Source organism: Marivirga atlantica, assembly GCF_016734805.1.
GTDB classification, from domain to species: Bacteria; Bacteroidota; Bacteroidia; order Cytophagales; family Cyclobacteriaceae; genus Marivirga; species Marivirga atlantica.
In genome coordinates this window covers 343,336-363,579 of the sequence record NZ_JAERQG010000004.1, presented here as the reverse complement: position 1 = coordinate 363,579, position 20,244 = coordinate 343,336, and the positions used below count along the sequence as shown (strand labels likewise).

Genomic DNA, 20,244 nt, shown 5'->3' with positions numbered 1-20,244 from the left:
GAGTTGTTTTTTAATGATTTTAAAAAGATACAATTGAATCTTTTTAAGATTTAGACTTGGAAGTGATGTTAATTTTTTTCTTAATTAGGGTATGGTTTATAATTATCCTGTTAAAAGCAATCGAATTTTCAATAGCAGAAGTGTCTTTTTGTTATCTACTTTCTTGTTTTTATTATTAGTTGGTTGTTCTGAAGAAGAACCAAATATCATAGATGAGGAAGAAACTACTATTGAGATTAATTGGCGAAAAACTCATGATTTGGATGATTTTATTCAATCATTTACATCAAATGGTTTAATAGAAGATACCGTTATTCTTCAAGTAGTAATAGCTTCAACGGATAACACCGGTAACATAGAAGGTATCATATATCTTCAAGAGGGTAGCACACCTTTATCTATTAACATTTCCGGAAGCGCATCTGATAATAATTTTAATAAAGGTGATGAAATCTTTCTATTGTTAACAGGCCTTTTCTTTGATGCTGAAAAACAGCAAGTCTTTGGGGATAATAATAACACATCTATTGAAATTGAACAGCTTGCAGAACGATCTCAAAATATAAGTACAGACAACTCTATATATTTTGATATTGTCACTGATTTATCGGATTTGAATGACTCTTATAATCAGAAAAGCATTAAAGTATACGGTGTACAATTTAATGAGTCACTTGTAGGGCAAAAAATAGCTGAATTAGAAGAAAGTATTTTACAAGACGATGAGGGCAACCAAATTGGCTTGCGTATTAGTGAGAATTCTAGTTTGTCTGATTTTGAAGTACCCTATGAAAGTGGCAATATTGAGGGTATACTTTTAGTTGAAAATAATGCATTCACTATCGTTCCAGATGCTTTAGAAAATTTAGCTTTTACAAGTAAAAGACACTCACTTTTTCAAGCAAAGACTTTTGAATTTAATGGAGCCTCTATTCCTTATCAAATGATGCTGCCTAGAAATCATGATTCTGAGACGTCTTATCCATTAGTTATATTTTTACATGGAGCTGGAGAGCGCGGAACTAATAACACAAGTCAACTAGCTTATGGGACTCAGGTCTTTAATAATCAGAAGGCGAGAGAAGAATATCCGGCCATTGTGATTTATCCACAATGCCCACCAGAGTTTATGTGGTCGAGAAGAGAAATAGATGATTCTGGCGGAGATAGAATTTTTTCTTTTCCTGTTGAGGACAATCCAAATGAGCCAATGGGCTTAGTCATAGAGTTAACGAAATCACTAATAGCATCTGGTGATGCTGACCCGAATAAAATTTATGTAATGGGCTTATCAATGGGAGGAATAGGTACATTGGAATACCTCTATTATGCCCCAGATTTGCCAGTTGCAGCTATTTCTATCGCTGGAGGACATGATTCATCTTTAGTATCAACTTATGGTAATGATATAGCTATCCGATTATATCATGGAAGTAATGATGGGGTTGTCCCTCCAAAATATAGCAGAGACTTAATTGAAGCATTAAATGAATTGCCAAACGAGCAAGCTGAATATTTTGAGGCTGAGGGAAAAGGTCATGAATGGAACTACATCTTAAATGAGTCCGATTCAATTTTAAGTTGGTTATGGTCAAATTCTAAATAACTACGTATAAAATCTAAACAGCACCTAATTGTAAAATATGAAAAAACTTTATCTAACTATTCTTATTTTTCTACTAGGCAGTTATATGATTACTGCTCAAGATTTATTGACTGGGACTGTAACCGATGCAGAAAATGGAGATCCTATCCCTGGAGTTTCAATTAAAGTAGTGAATACCACAAACGGAGCAACAACAGATTTAGATGGTAACTATTCGATAAGGGTTGGTTCCGATGCACAACTACAATTCTCATTTATAGGATATAAAACGCAAACTATTCCAGTAAATGGAAGGAGTCAAATTAATATTCAACTTCAAGTAGATGTTGAAACACTTTCTGAAGTAGTAGTGGTAGGTTATGGTACTGTGAGAAAAAGTGATTTGACTGGTTCTGTTGCTTCAGTAAAAAGTGAGGAACTTGTTAAAGTACCAGCGGCTAATCCTGTACAAGCTTTACAAGGTAAAGTTTCGGGTTTGCAGGTTTCCAATACTAGTGGTGATCCAGGGTCAGAGCCAGTTGTTAGACTAAGAGGAATAGGTACTTTAAATGATAACAACCCTCTTTATGTGGTAGATGGTGTAATTCTTAATGGTGGTATAAACTTCTTGAATCCAAATGATATTGAATCGGTTGAAGTGTTAAAAGATGCTTCAGCTACTGCTATTTATGGTTCTAGGGGAAGTAATGGTGTTATTTTAATAACCACCAAGCAAGGAGAAAAAGGAACTGTAAGAGTTAATTTTTCTGCTGAACAAAGTTGGGAGTCAATAGCGAATAAAATTGGTGTGATGAATGGAAGAGAATTCGCAACTTATGTTAATGAGTTTGCTCCAGGTACTTATAATAATCTTGATGTTTTACCAAATGTTGATTATCAAGATTTAATATTTGAAGATTTAGCTCCTATCAATAATTATAATGCTTCAGTAAGTTCAGCTTCTGAAAAGTCAGACTACTATTTTAGTCTAGGTTATTTTAATCAAGATGGGATTTTACCAAAATCAGATTTTGAAAGAATTACGGCAAAGCTTAATAACAATTATAAAGTAGGTAAGTCTTTTAAAATGGGGCTTAATTTATCTCTTGCATCTACTACCAAGAGTAATGCTCCTGGTGTTATTACTACTGCTTTAAGGGCTTTCCCGATTGACGAACCTTTTACAACTGATTCTTTAGGAAATGAAGTTTTTGCAGAGGTTAGGGGTAGTGCTAATCCGTTGGCAGCTATTGAATATCAAAACAGTAAGACAACTCGTCAAGAAGCGGTTAGTAATTTATATGCTGAATTTTCTTTTTTAGATGGCTTTTCTTTTAAAACATCTTTTCAGTTCAATGGATCATTGTCAAAAACTAAGTCATTCACACCTGAATTCTTTGTAGCACCACTTCAACAAAATGAAACGAGTGATATTTCTCAGAGTTATTCTGACTTTTATCAGTTGATTTTTGAAAACATATTATCTTACAACAAAGAGTTTAATGGGATTCACAGAATTAATGCAGTAGCTGGCTATACAACACAGCAAACCAGAAGTGAATTCTTAAATGGATCTGCGCAGAACCTATTAAGAGAAGAGGAAGAGTTTTGGTATATCAATGCTGGAGATGGAGATCCATTACTACAAAATGTTAGTAACAATGCATCAGAAACAGCAATTGTTTCAATTTTGGCTAGAGTAAATTACTCCTTGATGGATAAGTATTTATTTACTGCCACATATAGAAGAGATGGATCCTCAAAGTTTGGAGCTAATAATAGATATGGCGTATTTCCATCTTTCGCCTTAGGTTGGAATTTATCTGAAGAATCTTTTTTCCCTCAAACAAATTTTGTTGAGAATATAAAACTGAGGGCTAGCTGGGGTATTGTTGGGAATGAGAAAATACCAGCTAACAATCAGTATTCTACTATTGGTACCGGACAAGGTGCTGTATTTGGCGAGAATGAAACATTAAATCCAGGAGCCTCATTTGCTTCTGCTGGCAACCCAAATCTTCAGTGGGAAGAGCAGGTACAGTACGATTTTGGGATTAATGGAGAGTTCCTAAATAATAGGTTGGTAATTGAACTTGACTATTATAATAAGACTACTAACGACATACTGGTGAATCTTACCCCATTAGGATATACGGGTATTGGTGCTTTTCAACAAATAAGATATAATGTTGCCAATGTTGAGAATAAAGGATTTGAATTTAATACAAGTTGGAAGGATCAAATTGGGAATGTTAATTATTCTCTAAATGTATTAGGATCATTTATCAAGAATGAGGTGTTAGACTTAGGAGAGGGGTTTGGTGCTGACTCGGTAATTATTGGAGGTGATTTGGGTAATGGTCAAAGAGTAGCTAGAACAGTTGTTGGTTTCCCCGTAGGATTCTTCTATGGTTATGAAGTACAGGGAGTATTTCAAAATTCTGAACAACTCAATCAATTTCCTAGCTTATCAGCTCAGGGAATAGGCGACTTTATTTACAGAGATGTAAATAATGACGGTGTTTTAAACGCTGAAGACAGAACAGTAATTGGCAATTCTATTCCTGATTTAACTTTTGGTTTTGGAGGATCGGTTGGTTGGAAGGGTATTTCCCTGTCTGCTGATTTTCAAGGGCAAACTGGAGTAGATGTATACAATGGGAAACAAGCTCTCAGATTTTCTATCCTAAATTATGAGGATAAATTTCTAGATCGTTGGACTGGTGAGGGTACTTCTGATACTGATCCTCGAGCTACTCAAGGAGGGGTTAATTTTTCTCCTTCAGATTATTTTGTAGAAGATGCTTCTTACCTCAGACTTAGAACATTAACACTGGGTTATAATTTTCCACAAAACTTAATATCCAAAATAAAGGCGAGTCAGGTCAGAATATATGTTAGAGGTACTAACCTGATAACCTGGACAAAATATACAGGATATTCACCTGATATTGGTACGGGTAATCCTTTAGACGGGGTTATCGACTTAGGACGTTATCCGGTTACCAAAACGTATAGTGTAGGACTAAATGTAAACTTTTAGTTATGAGATATTTAAATATTAGTATTTGTATTTTACTGTTTTTCTTAACTTTTTCTTGTAATGAAGATTTTCTAGAAAAACCACCGCTTAGCCAAACAACTGAAGGGCTATTTCCAGCAACTGCAAATGATGCTTTATTAGCTACAAATGGAGCTTATAATAGTCTTAGACAATGGAACCTTAATGCTGGTGGATTTCCATTGCTGGATATTATGACAGATCAGGTAACCAAAGGAAGTAGTGCAGGAGATGGTGCCGCAACAGCGGTTTTCGAAGATTTTACGTTTGACGCATTCGATCCTGCAATGGAAAGATGGTATGCAACACTTTATCAAGGAATAAGAAAAAGTAATTTAGTGATTCTTGAAGTTCCAAAGATTACTATGGATGAGGAGCTCAGAACTAGATACGTAGCTGAAGCTCGATTTTTGAGAGCCTATTTTTACTCTATTCTTGTTCGTGCTTTTGGTGATGCAGTATTAGTATTAGAAATAAATCCTCCACTTGATCTAACTAGAACCGATGCGCAAATCATTTGGGAGGATGTGATTATTCCTGATTTAGAGTTTGCAGTGGAAAACTTGCCTGAAAAGTCTGACTATGCTGCTGAAGATTTAGGAAGAGTTACCCGGGGTGGAGCAAAGGCGTTATTAGCTAGACTTTACCTGTATTTAGGCGATTTTCCTCTAGCACAACAATACTCTGAAGAAGTGATTAATTCAGGTCAATATAGTCTTGAACCAGATTTTGAAGATGCTTTTAACGTTGAAAGTGAAGGTGGGGTTGAATCCGTGTGGGAAGTTCCGGCCTTACCTTTTGGTTTTGGAGATGGAGGCAATCAATATGCAAATACCTGGGGAGTGAGAGGTACACCAAATAGAGGCTGGGGATTTGGAAGACCAGCTTATCCATGGATTATCGAAATGCAGAATAATGAAGATCCTCGATTGGATGCAAGTGTCATTTTCTTGGGAGAGGTATTAGACGGTATTGAGATTTTAGGTGATGATGCAACAACCGATACAACTAGAGTTGATGGCCAGATTGTTGAAATAGAATGCTATAATCAAAAAGTGTGGACTCCTGGTACAACTGCGCAAGAGTCCTTTGGTCACAACCAACGTATTATTCGATACGCGGATGTGTTGCTGATGGCCGCTGAAGCAGCTAATGAAAATGGGAGTCCAAATGTTGCCTTGAATTATTTAAATCAGGTAAGGGCTAGAGCCAGAGCAGGAAATACCGATATTTTACCTGATATAACCGCAACTGATCAAGCTACTTTGAGACTTTTGATTGAAGATGAAAGAAACTATGAGCTGGCTTTTGAAGGGCTCAGGTATTGGGATTTAGTAAGAACTGATAGAGCTTCTACTATTCTTGGCCCTTTAGGCTTTGTAGAAGGCAAGCACGAACTTTTTCCAATCCCGCAGTCTGAAATTGATATTTCACAAAGAAGGATCACACAAAATCCTAATTACGAGTAAGTTTTAAATATGTATAAATTTAAATAGTTGAATTATGAAAAAGTACAAACATTTATTTAACCTGGTTTTAATAACAGGTGTTTTGTTTATGGTTAGTTGTGATAATGAAGACGATGAACCAGCAGCGCTTACTGTAACAGCAATTACTGCTACAGGTACCGATGTTAAAAGTGGTGAAGAAACAACCATTGATTTGAATGGAGCAACTGTTGCAGAAGGTGTTCCAGTTAATCCTGTAATAACAATTACATTTAGTGCAGAAGTAGATGAAACTACTGTTTCTCAAAGCTCTGTTAATATTGAAGGAGCTACTTATGATCTAGCTGTAAATGGAATGGATGTAGTAGCTACTGTTTCCGAAGAGCTTCCGAGAGGAACAAATTTTAGCCTGTCATTAGGTGAAGTTTCATCAACAGCTGGTGGGTCACTCACAGCAACAAGCAGAAGCTTTAAAACAGGTGGTAGAGCGCCAGTAGTACCTCCGAAAGAAGAGAATCAATTGGCTTTCTGGAAGTTTGATGGAGATGCAACTGATGAAACAGGCACTTACGATGCCGATACTGAACTTAATATAGAGTATGTAACTGACAGGCATGATGAAGCTTCAAGTACAGCTCTGTTTGATGGTGATGCTAGTATCATAGAAGTAAATGATGCTGCTGATTTAATGAAAGAGAATAGTAGTTGGACCATAAGTCTATGGATGAATATTGATACTCTTAATAACTTAAATGCAGATGGTACAGGTCCGGCAGGTCAGTTTGTGTTTGGTTTAGGAGCATTTTATGGTTTTAGAATGGAATCTTCAGGTTCAGCAAATAATTTTAGTTTAGCCACTTTCTGGGAAATAGAGCCTGAAGGAGAAGACCCTTATACTAGAGGTGAAGGCTTCAGTTTTAATGGTGATGGAATTTATAATGCTACAGGTGGTTGGAGAGGCCACACCTATGAAGAAGATTTGTCGGATCAAGGTGGTCTTTCAGCGGTACTTGTAAGTAATTGGAAACATATAGTATTTACTTATGACGCGCCTTCTTTAGTTGCTTCCATATATATTGATGGTAAGCTTATGAAAGAACAAGATTACAATGAATATGCTCCACATCCACAAGAAGATTGCGTTGGATGGAAATATTCGGGTGAAGAACCTAATGTTTTCCCAGATCTTGCTTTTGGATGGGTACAATCACGTAGAGGTGAACTTTGGCAAGATACAGGATTTGGTAATTTTGATTTACCGACCTCAAATCACTTTAAAGGCATGTTAGATGACTTTAGAATTTTTGATGCATCTTATTCTTCTGAAGATGTGCTTAACCTTTATAATGCAGAAAAGCCATAATAGATTGTTTTTTTCATAATTGAAGACGGAGGCTGTAATTGGCCTCTGTCTTTTTATAAACTCTATATGAGACATCTAAGTCCCTTAATTTTACTACTTTCCTTCCTACTTCTTTCCTGCAATGAAGAAACGCCTGATGCTCAAAATGAGATATTAAGGTTGCAAAGTATTCGTGTTGGTACAACTAGCTTAAGTCCAAATGAGCCTGAACAAGAAGTGCCAGCAGATCAAAATATTGTCATTACCTTCTCAGAAGAGCTAGATAGGTCTTCTGCGGAATCAAATCTAGAACTTAGGAATAATTCTGGCGACTTGGTTGATGTGTCGTACGCCTATCTTGACAATGATAAAACAATATCAATAATTCCTTCTAACTTTCTACCACGGGCTATAAGCTATACTCTTTTAATTGGTGAAATAACCTCGGTAAATAATAGTGCGTTTCCAGGCGCCTCATATTCCTTTATTACGGAACAAGGTAGTTTTAATTTACTCAGTGCCACATTAGCAGATAACGATTTGTTTTCAAGTCGTAGAATTCAAAATGTAGGCTTTGCCCCAACGATTCAATTAAGTTTTTCTGATTCACTGCAAAACGTAGGAGCAATTCAACAATTCTTTACAGTAAAAAATAGATTTGGTAGTGCACTGTCATCGCAGCTAAGTTTATCGAATGATCATAAAAATGTTTCTTTAACTGTTAGTGGAGAAGCACAGCCCTTAAATAAATATACTTTTGAGATTTCTGATGAACTTAGAAGTGCAACTGATCTTCGATTTGAAGGCTTTACAAAGGAATTCTACACCCAAATAGACTCCACCTACGATTTTCCTGAAATCTCAGATGATGCCTTATTAACCAAAGTTCAGGAGCAAACATTTAAGTACTTCTGGGATTTTGGACATCCGGTGAGTGGCTTAGCCAGAGAGAGAAATACTTCAGGGAACACAGTAACCATTGGTGGTTCGGGCTTTGGAGTTATGTCTATTTTGGTGGGAATTGAAAGGGGTTTCATTACCCGGCAAGAAGGTGTTCAAAGACTTTCGACCATCATTAATTTCTTAGAAAATGCTGATCGTTTTCATGGCGTATGGCCGCATTGGATGAATGGTAACACTGGGGAAACCATACCTTTTAGCGCCAATGATGATGGAGCCGATCTTGTAGAAACAGCATTTATGATTGAGGGGCTGCTCGCAGTCAGACAATATCTTGATGGTAATGTTACTGAAGAAGCTGCGATCATTTCAAAAATCACCACACTGTGGGAAGAAGTTGAATGGACTTGGTTTCAACAGGAGGGAGACAATGTGCTCACCTGGCATTGGTCACCAAATTTCGATTTTGAGAAGAATCTGAAAATCCGAGGATGGAATGAGGCCTTGGTTATTTATACCTTAGCTGCTTCATCTCCAACTTATCCAATTACTAAACAAGTGTATGAAGAGGGCTGGGCAAGCAATGGAGGAATGGTAAATGGTTCAACTTATTATGGTTATCAATTACCTCTTGGCTATGATCGTGGTGGTCCACTTTTCTTCGCACATTATTCTTTCCTGGGAATGGACCCAAGAAATCTTGAAGACCAATACGCCAATTACATGGAACAGAATATTGCTCATTCATTAATCAACAGAGCCTATTGTATCGCCAATCCTCAAAATTATGTGGGTTATGGAGAAAATGCCTGGGGCTTAACCGCCAGCGATACTTACAATGGCTATACGGCTCATTCGCCTACCAATGACATAGGTACTATCACGCCAACTGCAGCCATATCGTCTATTCCCTATACACCTGAAGAATCGATGGCAGCGATCAAACACTTCTATTATTTAATGGGAGATAAACTTTGGGGTGAGTATGGCTTTCATGATGCGTATAATGTAACGCAGAATTGGTATGCTAATAGTTATCTGGCAATTGATCAGGGGCCAATCATCATTATGATTGAAAATTACCGAACAGGCTTAATCTGGGATCTATACATGAGCGATCCTGATGTGCAGGATGGACTTAACAAACTTGGATTTACTTATTAACTTCAGTTGATATGAAAATGAACTTTAATGAGATTCTGATTTTACCGATTGGTTTGACATTCACTTTCCCCTCTTGAGAGGGGTTAGGGGTGTGTCCTTGAGTAAATGAAATGAAAAGAAACATATTACCATATGATCCTAAATTGAAGCTACTGGCAAGGGAGTTAAGGAATAATAGTACACAAAGCGAAATCAGGTTATGGCAGCAGTTGAAGGGAAAGCAAATGATGGGGTATGATTTTCATCGTCAGAAGCCTTTACTGAAATATATTGCAGATTTTTTCTGTCACGAATTGATGTTGGTAATTGAGTTGGATGGTTATACCCACAAATTTGAGGAAGTACAAAAGAAGGATGAATCTAAACAACGGGCACTTGAAGGTTTAGGATTAACGGTTTTAAGGTTTGCCGATATAGAGGTTATGCAAGACATAAATAATGTGTTAAGAACAATCACAAATTATATCTATGATTATGAAGAATCACACCCCTAACCCCTCTCAAGAGGGGAATTCGTCAGAAATGACTAAAGGATACAGAGATAAGCACTTAGAAGGAACTATAGATCCTTCAAAGTGTCATTTTAAAGCGGGAAGATCGATTCTCTTTATTTTGATGGGAATCTCTTTTCTAATTTTAGTAGCCTGTCAGCAGCATACAAAGAGCTCGGAGAAAAGCTCAGAAGTTTCTAATGATAACACCACCCAAGTTGAATTGAGTATTTCTGACGACTCATTACTCAACCTGGTACAATACCAGACTTTTAACTATTTCTGGGAAGGTGCTGAGCCAAATTCAGGTTTGGCTTGTGAAAGGGTTCATTTGGATAATATCTATCCTTCTAATGATAAAAACATAGTAACTACAGGCGGAACAGGCTTTGGGTTGATGGCCATTTTGGTCGGCATAGAAAGAGGGTTCATTACCAGGGAGGAAGGATTTAATCGATTTGATAAAATGGTGTCTTTTCTTGAAAAGGCAGATCGTTTTCATGGAGCTTACCCGCATTGGCTAAATGGTGAAACAGGAAAAGTAAAACCTTTCAGTAAAAAAGATGATGGGGGCGATTTAGTGGAAACAGCCTTTTTAATGCAGGGTCTTTTGGCAGTTCGCCAATATTTCTCTGATGGAAATGAACAGGAGAAAGCCCTAGCCGGTAGAATTAATACACTTTGGGAAGCAGTTGAATGGGATTGGTACACACAAGGAAAAGATGTACTCTATTGGCATTGGTCGCCCAACTATGGCTGGGATATGAACTTTGCTGTAGGTGGTTATAATGAATGTTTAATCATGTACATTCTGGCGGCATCATCACCAACACATCCCATCTCAAAAGCGGCTTATACGGAAGGCTGGGCTAGATCAGGGGCGATTGCCAATGATACCACCTTTTATGATCTGCCAACGATCTTAGATCATTATGAGCATAGTAAAGACCCTGTCGGACCATTATTTTGGGCGCATTATTCATATTTGGGCTTGAACCCTAAAGGGCTAAAAGATCAGTATGGCGATTACTGGAAGCTTAATCAAAACCATGCGCTGATTCATTACAGATATTGTGTTGATAATCCGAAAGAATACGAAGGCTATGGTGAAAATTGTTGGGGATTAACATCAAGCTATTCAATGCGAGGTTATGCAGGTCATAATCCAAGCAGAGATTTGGGTGTGATTTCACCAACTGCTGCGCTTTCTTCATTCCCTTATACACCGGCTGAAAGCATGAAATTCTTAAAGTTTATGTATCAACCATCGCTCGATAGCTTAAGAGGTAAATATGGCCCTTATGATGCATTCAGCTTTGAAGCAGATTGGTATTTACCGCGCTATTTGGCAATTGATCAGGGACCCATTCCAGTCATGATTGAAAATTACAGATCAGGCTTTGTGTGGGATTTATTCGCTAAGGTTCCCGAAGTACAGAAAGGATTAGAAAAACTAGGTTTCAGCTATGAAGATTAAGATTTATATATCAACGCTGATAGCTTTTTGTCTGAGCATTACTTTACGTGCTCAAGATAAGGAGTTATTTGAAAGAGAAACTTTCATTTCTGATGGTGATACGCTACTCTATCGAATACTGTATCCTGAAAATTTTGACCGTGATAAAACTTATCCGCTCGTGCTTTTTCTACATGGAGCTGGTGAAAGAGGGAATGACAACAAAAAGCAATTAGTACATGGCTCTTCCTTATTTCTGCAAGAAGAGAACAGAGAGAAATATCCGGCAGTAGTAGTTTTTCCGCAATGCCCCAAAGAAGATTATTGGTCAAATGTATCAGTAACAAGAAATGAGGCTGGCAAAAGAAGTTTTGATTTTTCACCGGAAGGTCCACCAACTAAAGCTATGCAGCTGGTGCTTTCTATGATGGATTCATTAAAACAGCTAGCTACAACCGATCAATCCAGAATTTATATGGCAGGCCTCTCAATGGGAGGGATGGGGACTTTCGAAATTGTAAAAAGAAGACCTAAGCTTTTTGCTGCGGCCATGCCGATTTGTGGAGGAGGAAACCCTGATGATGCTTCATTATATGCTGATCAGGTGGCTTTCTGGATTTTTCATGGAGCAAAAGATGATATAGTAGACCCTGCACATTCTGAAAAGATGTATCAGGCTTTGAGAGCTGAAGGAGCTAATGTGAAATTCTCATTATATCCTGAGGCCAATCACAATAGTTGGGACCCGGCATTTGCTGAACCAGAGTTTATGTCGTGGCTATTTTCAAAAAGTAAATAATATGATAACCAGATCGCTTACAACCATAATTTCTGCTGCTGCTTTTTCAATGATCGTGGCATGCAGTCCTTCAGAAAATAAATCAACTGAAGGTAATGACCAAACCGCCTTTATAGACTCATTGATGAATGAAATGAGTTTAGATGAAAAAATCGGCCAGCTGAATTTACCTACTTCCGGAGCCTTTACTACCGGAGAAGCCGCCAACTCTAATATTGCAGGAAGCATTAAGGAAGGCAAAGTAGGAGGATTATTCAATATTCAGTCTGCTGAGCGAATCAGAGAAGTGCAAAAGATAGCTGTTGAGCAATCACCACATGGTATTCCGCTAATATTTGGTATGGATGTAATCCATGGTTACAAAACCATTTTTCCTATTCCTTTAGGGCTTTCCTGTACTTGGGATATGGACTTAATAGAGCAATCGGCAAGAGTTGCTGCCAAAGAAGTAAGTGCTGATGGCATCGCATGGACCTTCTCACCCATGACAGATATTTCTGTCGATCCTCGTTGGGGTAGAGCTTCTGAAGGATCGGGTGAAGATTCTTATCTAGGGGCACAGATTGCCAAGGCAATGGTGAAAGGTTATCAGGGGACAGATTTGGCTGATCCTAATACTATCATGGCTTGCGTGAAGCATTTCGCTCTTTACGGTGCAGCCGAAGCTGGCAGAGATTACAACACTACGGACATGAGCCGACTAAGAATGTACAACGACTATTTCCCTCCTTACAAAGCAGCCGTTGATGCCGGTGTAGGTAGTGTTATGACATCCTTCAATGAAATAGATGGCGTTCCTGCCAGTGCCAATAAATGGCTAATGCATGATATTCTCCGTGAAGCATGGGGTTTCGATGGATTTGTAGTGACCGACTATACGGCTATCAATGAAATGATGGCGCACGGAATGGGTGACCTGCAGCAGGTTTCTGCCTTAGCTTTAAAGGCAGGTGTAGATATGGATATGGTAGGAGAAGGATTTCTTACCACACTTAAGAAATCTTTAGAAGAGGGTAAAGTAACTGAGGCTGATATTGATAAAGCTTGCCGAAGAATGCTGGAAGCGAAATACCAATTGGGTTTGTTTGATGATCCTTATAAATATTGTGATGTAGAAAGAGGTAAGCAGGAAATATTTTCCGAGAAGAACAGGAAGACAGCGAGAGAAACCGCAGCCCAATCATTTGTGCTCTTAAAAAATGAAGGCAATATTTTACCGATTAAAAAATCCGGTACCATAGCGCTGGTTGGCCCTTTGGCCGATAATAAAGAAAATATGAATGGTACCTGGAGTGTAGCAGGCCAGGTAGACAAGGCGATTTCTTTGCGTAAAGGTCTTGAAAATGCTATTGGCGATCAGGCGAATATAATTCATGCACGAGGAGCCAATTTCGTTTCTGACCCTGAATTGGAAAAAAGATTCAGCGTTTTCGGCAAAAATACGCACAGAGATAACCGCTCTGAAGAGGCTATGATTAAGGAAGCGGTTCAGGCGGCACAAAAAGCAGATGTTGTTATAGCTGCTGTTGGGGAAGCATCAGAAATGAGTGGTGAAAGTTCAAGTAGATCAGATATTGAATTACCGAAATCTCAACGCAATTTGTTAAAGGCGTTATTAAAAACGGGCAAGCCGGTAGTTACTGTTTTATTTACAGGAAGACCGTTGGCTTTAAAATGGGAAGATGAAAATATGCCATCTATCCTAAATGTGTGGTTTGCTGGTAGCGAAGCGGGTGATGCCATTGCTGATGTAGTTTTTGGAGATGTAAACCCTTCAGGGAAATTGACTATGACATGGCCACAGAATGTAGGGCAAGTACCAATCTATTATAGTCATAAAAATACGGGACGTCCGCTGCCTGATGGACAATGGTTTCAAAAATTTAAGTCCAATTATCTGGATGTTTCCAACGAGCCGCTTTATCCTTTTGGTTATGGTTTGAGCTACACCAATTTTGATTATGGAAACTTGGTATTAAGCGCGGATTCAATCTCAATGGATGGGACATTAAAAGTGTCTGTGGAGGTTGCTAATACAGGTGATCGTAAAGGGAAAGAAGTGGTACAGCTTTACACCAGAGACTTGGTGGGCTCTATTACAAGACCTGTTAAAGAACTGAAAGGCTTTCAAAAAATTGAACTGGCTCCGGGTGAAAGTAAAATAGTTACATTCAGTTTAACTGCTGATGACCTGGCTTTTTATCATCAGGATATGAGTTTCTATGCAGAGCCGGGTGATTTCAAAGTATTTGTGGGGCCAAGTTCAGCGGAAGGTTTAGAAGCTGACTTCAGTCTTACTAAATAGCTAAACTTAAAAATTAACAGATGAGAAATTATTTCCTACTGTTTATTATTTTCCTCTCCTCGGCCTGTTCTGAAGGGAATAAGAAGCAAGTTGAAAATGAAGCAGCTTCGAAGCGACCAAATATTATATATATTATGGCTGATGATCATGCTGAGCAAGCGATAAGCGCCTATGGTCATCCTGTAAGTCAACTTGCACCAACTCCTAATATAGATCGCATAGCTGCTGAAGGTGCGCTTTTTGAGAACAACTTTTGTACTAATTCTATTTGCGGACCTAGCCGGGCAGTGGTGCTTACGGGCAAGTTTAGCCATGTCAATGGTTTCCGCATGAATGGCGAGCGATTCAATGGGGATCAGCAAACCTTTCCTAAGCTATTGCAGCAAGCTGGTTACAAAACAGGAATTGTAGGTAAATGGCATCTGGCAGGTTATCCTCAAGGCTTCGATTATTGGAATATACTAACAGATCAGGGTAATTATTATAATCCTGATTTTCTCAAAGTGGATACATCCACCAATCAGGTTGATACCACCAGAATTCATGGTTACGCTACTGATATTATTACAGAAGAAGCGTTGCAGTTTCTTAAAAATGCTGAAGGTAGTAATCAGCCTTTTATGTTAATGATTCATCATAAAGCCCCTCACAGAAACTGGATGCCGGCTTTGCGTCATGTCAATAAATATGATTCTGTTGAGTTTCCGTTACCTGAAACCTACTTCACTGATCATGCTGGTTCTCTTGGTTCCAAAGAGCAACAGCAAACAATTTATCAAGATATGTATGAAGGTCATGATTTGAAGATGACCAAAGAAAAGGGTAGTCCTGAGTTGGCACATAATCCCTGGACTACTGACTTTGAACGAATGACGCCTGAACAAAGAAGGCAATGGGATGAAGCTTATCAAGCCAAGAACGATTCTTTTCATGAGGCAAATCTTTCCGGGCGAGCATTGGCAGAATGGAAAGGGCAGCGGTATTTACATGAATACCTGGCGACTATTGCGGCAGTAGATGAAGGTGTGGGTAAAGTTTTAGATTATTTAGAAAAGAACGGTTTAGCGGAAAATACCATAGTGGTTTACACCACCGACCAGGGCTTTTATTTAGGGGAGAAGGGCTGGTTCGATAAGCGCTATATGTATGAGGAATCACTGGCGATGCCACTCTTGATGAAATATCCTAATCATATAAAGCCAGGCTCGCGAATTGGTGCCCTCACGCAAAATCTTGACTTCCCTGAAACATTTCTTGATTATGCAGGAGTAGCTGTTCCGGCAGATATGCAAGGGAAATCCTTAAAACCACTGCTCGAAAATACCATGAAAGATGACAATTTTCGAGATGCTGTTTACTATCATTATTATGATTATCCTGCATTTCATATGGTGAAGAAGCATTATGGAGTGCGAACGGAGCGCTATAAACTCATGCATTTCTATGATGATATTGATACCTGGGAATTATATGATCTTGAGGAAGACCCAAAGGAAATTCATAACCAAATTGATAACCCGGCTTACGATGCTATTGAAGACAGACTTAGGACTACTTTGGATTCATTACAGCAAGTTTATAAAGTGACCAAAAAGGAATTTGAACAGGCTCCAAAAGAAAAAGTAGAGCGAGCTTACAAACAATTTGAGAAGCTCAGAGGCAATACAGGAACTGCCTATGATCCCATTAATGATAAAGACATAAAAGTAGGACAATGAAGCGCACCTTAATTATTTTACTTTCGGCTGTAATGCTTATTAGCTGTCAAAAGGATGGCCAGAATGAGCAAACGAGAAATGATAAAACTGAGCAGCAAGAGGCAAAAAAGAACTATAAAACCTACTGCAACCCAATCGATATAGATTATTCTTACATGTCGCATTATAGGGCTAAGAACAGAGTGTCTTATCGTTCAGGGGCTGATCCTGCTGTAGTTAATTTCAAAGGCAAATATTATATGTTTGTTACGCGCTCTCACGGTTATTGGGTTTCTGATGACATGAGCAATTGGCAATTCATCAGGCCACAAGCCTGGTATTTTCAGGGAAGCAATGCACCTGCTGCGGCAGTTTATAAAGATAAAATTATCGCTTATGGCGATCCTACCGGAAGTGGTCCTATTATAGAAACAGCAACCCCTGAAAAAGGTGATTGGCAAACCAACTTTGCGGTACTCAATATGCCGCAGGGTATACAAGATCCGGATTTATTTGTGGATGATGATAACAGAGTATATCTATTTGAGGAATCATCAAATAAATGGCCTATCCGTGGTGTAGAACTTGATCCTGACAATTACTTTGTTCCAATAGGTGAGCAACAGGATTTATTTAATCTGGATGCTGATAAGCATGGTTGGGAACGTTTCGGTCAAGACCACAAATCAGATATTGGTCCGTACATTGAAGGACCCTGGATGGTGAAGAATAATGGAAAGTATTATTTGGAATATGGTGCGCCTGGCACACAGTGGAATGTTTATGCCGATGGTGTTTATACAAGTGACAGTCCGCTTGGCCCTTTTACTTATGCCGATTACAACCCAATTTCATACAAACCGGGAGGCTTTCTGAAAGGTTCTGGTCATGGCAGTACAGTGAAAGATAATAATGGCAACTATTGGCACTTCGCCACCATGGCTATTTCTGTGAATTATAAGTTTGAACGAAGAATAGGGATGTATCCGGCAGGTTTTGAAGGTGAAGAAGGACAAATGTTTGTAAATACTGCTTATGGTGATTATCCACATTATTTACCTGAAACAAAGGTTGATAATCATAAAAAACGCTTTACAGGCTGGATGTTGCTTTCTTATAATAAGGAGGTGAGCACTAATTCTCCTGAGGTCAAGGATGATATCAATGTGGTGGATGAAAGTTCATCGGGCTATATGTTGGAGCAAATCAGAGAGTTTGATATCAATAAAATTAATGATGAAGAAATCAGGTCTTATTGGGTGTCGAAGGCCAACCATGATTCTATTTATGTAAAGGTTGATTTAGGAGAGGTGATGACTATCAATGCTGTGCAAATTAATTTTCAGGATTTCAGAAGTGATATTTACGGCAGACCAGATACACTAAAACAGCAGTTTGAAATTCTAGGCTCAACAGATGGTGAAAATTGGTTTGCCATGGCTGATTTGTCCAACAACCAGAAAGATATGCCACATGCTTATATTGAATTGGATGAACCGGCTGAAGCCAGATATGTAAAGTATGATCATAAATATTGTACTAACAATTACCTGTCTATTTCTGAATTCAGAGTATTCGGAAAAGGACATCAGGCCAAGCCAGCCACTCCTGCTAACTTTAAAGTATCAAGGCAATCTGATAGGAGAAATACTGATTTGACATGGGATGCAGTGCAGGATGCCGCAGGCTATGTGATTTATTGGGGGATTAAGAAGGATAGATTAAACCTCTCGGCTTTGATGTACGATAAGCCAAATTACGAATTGAGAGCTTTAAATACTGATCAAGGGTATTATTACCAAGTAGAAGCTTTTAATGAAAATGGCATCTCAGCTAAAAGTGAAATACTATATACCGATTAATTTAAACAATCAGCTTGCAACTAATAACTAAATACTCGTAACTCAAAGCTCATAACTCGCAACTCATAAAGCTATGCTAAAAACATCAACTCTACTTCTTTCGCTTCTATTAATCGGTTTTTCCTCAATAGGACAGCGATATAAGAATCAGATTTTCGATGAAGTTTCAGAAAAGACTTTGACCTATTTAGTGACTGATGCAGATCCGCTACAGCTGGATATTTATCAGTCCACAGAAGATACTTTACAGCAGCGACCTATGATACTATTTGTGCATGGCGGAGGCTTTGCTGGTGGTGCGAGAAATGAACCTGAAATCAAAGAGTTCTGTAGAAATATGGCACGCAGGGGAATCGTTACAGCTAGCATGTCATACACCTTAACCATGAAGGGTAAATCTTTCAGTTGCGATCAGGCAGCTGCTAATAAGATGGCTACTTTTAAACAAGTAGCAACTGAAATTAATAAGTCTACTAACTATTTGATCAACAGGCGTGAAGAGTTCAGAATTGACCCAACTAAAGTGATATTGGCAGGGAGCAGTGCGGGTGCAGAGGCTGTGTTACATGCAGCCTTCTGGTCCGAAACGCAACAGGCACTTCCTGCTGACTTCAAATATGGCGGACTTATCAGTATGGCAGGCGCTATTTTCGATATTGATTTGATCAACGAGCAAAGCGCTATGCCCATCCAGCTTTTCCATGGAAGCTGTGATAACCTGGTGCCTTATGGTTCTGCACCTCACCATTATTGTGATCAGGAAGATGTAGGCTATTTAATGCTCCATGGTGCTGGCAGCATAGCAAAAAAGATGGAGTCGTTAAATAAAGGTTATTATCTTTTAACTGGTTGTGGTGATAATCATTCCTGGGCGGGAAAGCCTTTTAAGCATTACCGTGAGGAAGTGGCGGATTTCGTTTACTATGATGTAGTAAAGCAGAAATTCCGCCAGCTACATGAAGTATTGATGGTCAATGAAAACTGTGATTTTACCGAAACGCCTGAAGTGTGTTTGGATTGAATTATTGTGACTAATAAATGTATCTGGTTATTGCGAACTCTTGTAGGCGAAGACCGACAAAGTGAAGCAATCTCTTCGAATAAAGATTACTTCCTTTACTCGCAATTACCATTGAAACTTAATTACGGACTGATAACGAATTATTTGATCTTAAAAATTCTCACATGAAATATTTAGCAACATTCATCTTTTTCCTAAGCTGTTCATTTCTATCTGAAGCTCAGCTGCAAAAGCCTGTCAAATTAATGACTTACAACATCAAGTTTGATGATAGAAATGATCAGGTTAATAACTGGAATAACAGGAAGGAGCATTTGATTGGTTTATTGAAGTACCATCAGCCAAACATTTTTGGAACACAGGAAGGGCTTTTTAATCAATTGGAAGATATAGACAATGCCCTGTCTGATTATACATATGTGGGAGTTGCTCGTGAAGATGGCAAACAAGAAGGTGAGTACAGTGCTATATTCTATGACTCAACATTATTTATGCTAAAATCATCAGGCAATTTCTGGCTATCAGAAACGCCAGATAAACCATCGAAAGGTTGGGATGCAGCCAATACAAGAATTTGCACTTGGGCTCATTTTGAAAATAGAGAGTCAGGGAAATCCTTCTATGTTTTTAATGCCCATTTTGATCATGTAGGAGTAGAGGCCAGAAAGAATAGTATCAGGCTCATCACAAAAAAGGTCAATGAAATTGCAGGGAATTCAGCCGTAATAGTTATGGGTGACTTTAACTTTACCAATGATAGTGAGCCATATCAATTAATTACTAAAAATCTATCAGACTCCTACTTAATAAGTGAAAAGGCTCCTTACGGACCGGAAGCTACCTTTAATGCTTTCAGATTTTCAGAAATGCCTAAGCGAAGAATTGACTATATATTTGTGAATGATGGAGTGGAGGTTTTGAGTTATGCTACACTATCAGATAGCAAGGAAATGCATTATCCTTCAGATCATTTTCCCGTGCAAGCGCAGATTCGTCTGAAATAAAAAAACCTCAGCATATCAAAGATATTGCGTGAACCCCGATTATTACAGGATTTGGGCTGCTCGCCTGATCAGCCTTCCACTGTTATCCTGCTACAGAGTTATCGGTAAC

General features: G+C 38.5%; 13 protein-coding genes. All 13 read left to right on the top strand.

The window, feature by feature from the left end:
- Positions 1 to 163 precede the first annotated feature (163 nt).
- The 13 genes from JKP34_RS15915 (at position 164) to JKP34_RS15855 (ending at position 20,135) form a co-directional block, all read left to right on the top strand.
- Complete coding sequence (locus tag JKP34_RS15915) at positions 164 to 1,606, top strand: DUF5689 domain-containing protein (protein ID WP_201923644.1); 1,443 nt, start codon at positions 164 to 166, stop codon at positions 1,604 to 1,606.
- A 37-nt stretch (positions 1,607 to 1,643) separates the two neighbouring features.
- Positions 1,644 to 4,628: a SusC/RagA family TonB-linked outer membrane protein gene (locus tag JKP34_RS15910; protein ID WP_201923642.1), complete on the top strand. Its 2,985-nt coding sequence runs from the start codon at positions 1,644 to 1,646 to the stop codon at positions 4,626 to 4,628.
- A 2-nt stretch (positions 4,629 to 4,630) separates the two neighbouring features.
- Entirely contained in the window at positions 4,631 to 6,115 is a 1,485-nt protein-coding gene (locus tag JKP34_RS15905; RefSeq protein WP_201923640.1) for a RagB/SusD family nutrient uptake outer membrane protein, read from the top strand.
- A gap of 34 nt (positions 6,116 to 6,149) precedes the next feature.
- A complete protein-coding gene (locus JKP34_RS15900; protein WP_201923638.1) occupies positions 6,150 to 7,457 on the top strand; it encodes a LamG-like jellyroll fold domain-containing protein in 1,308 nt (435 codons plus the stop codon).
- A gap of 66 nt (positions 7,458 to 7,523) precedes the next feature.
- Positions 7,524 to 9,500 (top strand): glucoamylase family protein, encoded by a 1,977-nt coding sequence (locus JKP34_RS15895; RefSeq protein WP_201923636.1) that lies wholly within the window; start codon positions 7,524 to 7,526, stop codon positions 9,498 to 9,500.
- 110 nt (positions 9,501 to 9,610) lie between these two features.
- The gene (locus tag JKP34_RS15890) at positions 9,611 to 9,994 is read left to right on the top strand and encodes an endonuclease domain-containing protein (RefSeq protein ID WP_201923634.1); all 384 of its coding nucleotides are present in this window, start codon (positions 9,611 to 9,613) and stop codon (positions 9,992 to 9,994) included.
- Complete coding sequence (locus JKP34_RS15885; protein WP_236665024.1) at positions 9,975 to 11,468, top strand: glucoamylase family protein; 1,494 nt, start codon at positions 9,975 to 9,977, stop codon at positions 11,466 to 11,468. The genes JKP34_RS15890 and JKP34_RS15885 overlap by 20 nt, the downstream gene beginning before the upstream one ends.
- On the top strand, positions 11,458 to 12,246 hold the full coding sequence (locus JKP34_RS15880) for a carboxylesterase family protein (RefSeq protein WP_201923632.1): 789 nt from the start codon (positions 11,458 to 11,460) through the stop codon (positions 12,244 to 12,246). The genes JKP34_RS15885 and JKP34_RS15880 overlap by 11 nt, the downstream gene beginning before the upstream one ends.
- Position 12,247: 1 nt before the next feature.
- The gene (gene bglX / locus JKP34_RS15875; protein WP_201923630.1) at positions 12,248 to 14,551 is read left to right on the top strand and encodes a beta-glucosidase BglX; all 2,304 of its coding nucleotides are present in this window, start codon (positions 12,248 to 12,250) and stop codon (positions 14,549 to 14,551) included.
- A 20-nt stretch (positions 14,552 to 14,571) separates the two neighbouring features.
- A complete protein-coding gene (locus tag JKP34_RS15870) occupies positions 14,572 to 16,269 on the top strand; it encodes a sulfatase family protein (protein WP_201923628.1) in 1,698 nt (565 codons plus the stop codon).
- A complete protein-coding gene (locus tag JKP34_RS15865) occupies positions 16,266 to 18,110 on the top strand; it encodes a family 43 glycosylhydrolase (protein ID WP_201923626.1) in 1,845 nt (614 codons plus the stop codon). The genes JKP34_RS15870 and JKP34_RS15865 overlap by 4 nt, the downstream gene beginning before the upstream one ends.
- 73 nt (positions 18,111 to 18,183) lie before the next feature.
- Positions 18,184 to 19,131, top strand: coding sequence for an alpha/beta hydrolase (locus tag JKP34_RS15860; protein WP_201923624.1), 948 nt, complete (start codon positions 18,184 to 18,186; stop codon positions 19,129 to 19,131).
- Between the two features lie 164 nt (positions 19,132 to 19,295).
- Positions 19,296 to 20,135, top strand: a complete 840-nt coding sequence (locus JKP34_RS15855; protein WP_201923622.1) for an endonuclease/exonuclease/phosphatase family protein — start codon at positions 19,296 to 19,298, stop codon at positions 20,133 to 20,135.
- The last annotated feature ends 109 nt before the right edge of the window (positions 20,136 to 20,244 follow it).

What these genes read in the sequence shown, in the direction of transcription:
- JKP34_RS15885 (WP_236665024.1), top strand. Translation starts at nt 9,975, where the DNA reads ATGAAGAATCACACCCCTAACCCCTCTCAAGAGGGGAATTCGTCAGAA.
- JKP34_RS15900 (WP_201923638.1), top strand. Translation starts at nt 6,150, where the DNA reads ATGAAAAAGTACAAACATTTATTTAACCTGGTTTTAATAACAGGTGTT.
- JKP34_RS15895 (WP_201923636.1), top strand. Translation starts at nt 7,524, where the DNA reads ATGAGACATCTAAGTCCCTTAATTTTACTACTTTCCTTCCTACTTCTT.
- JKP34_RS15860 (WP_201923624.1), top strand. Translation starts at nt 18,184, where the DNA reads ATGCTAAAAACATCAACTCTACTTCTTTCGCTTCTATTAATCGGTTTT.
- JKP34_RS15890 (WP_201923634.1), top strand. Translation starts at nt 9,611, where the DNA reads ATGAAAAGAAACATATTACCATATGATCCTAAATTGAAGCTACTGGCA.
- JKP34_RS15870 (WP_201923628.1), top strand. Translation starts at nt 14,572, where the DNA reads ATGAGAAATTATTTCCTACTGTTTATTATTTTCCTCTCCTCGGCCTGT.
- JKP34_RS15905 (WP_201923640.1), top strand. Translation starts at nt 4,631, where the DNA reads ATGAGATATTTAAATATTAGTATTTGTATTTTACTGTTTTTCTTAACT.
- JKP34_RS15865 (WP_201923626.1), top strand. Translation starts at nt 16,266, where the DNA reads ATGAAGCGCACCTTAATTATTTTACTTTCGGCTGTAATGCTTATTAGC.
- JKP34_RS15910 (WP_201923642.1), top strand. Translation starts at nt 1,644, where the DNA reads ATGAAAAAACTTTATCTAACTATTCTTATTTTTCTACTAGGCAGTTAT.
- bglX (WP_201923630.1), top strand. Translation starts at nt 12,248, where the DNA reads ATGATAACCAGATCGCTTACAACCATAATTTCTGCTGCTGCTTTTTCA.
- JKP34_RS15855 (WP_201923622.1), top strand. Translation starts at nt 19,296, where the DNA reads ATGAAATATTTAGCAACATTCATCTTTTTCCTAAGCTGTTCATTTCTA.
- JKP34_RS15880 (WP_201923632.1), top strand. Translation starts at nt 11,458, where the DNA reads ATGAAGATTAAGATTTATATATCAACGCTGATAGCTTTTTGTCTGAGC.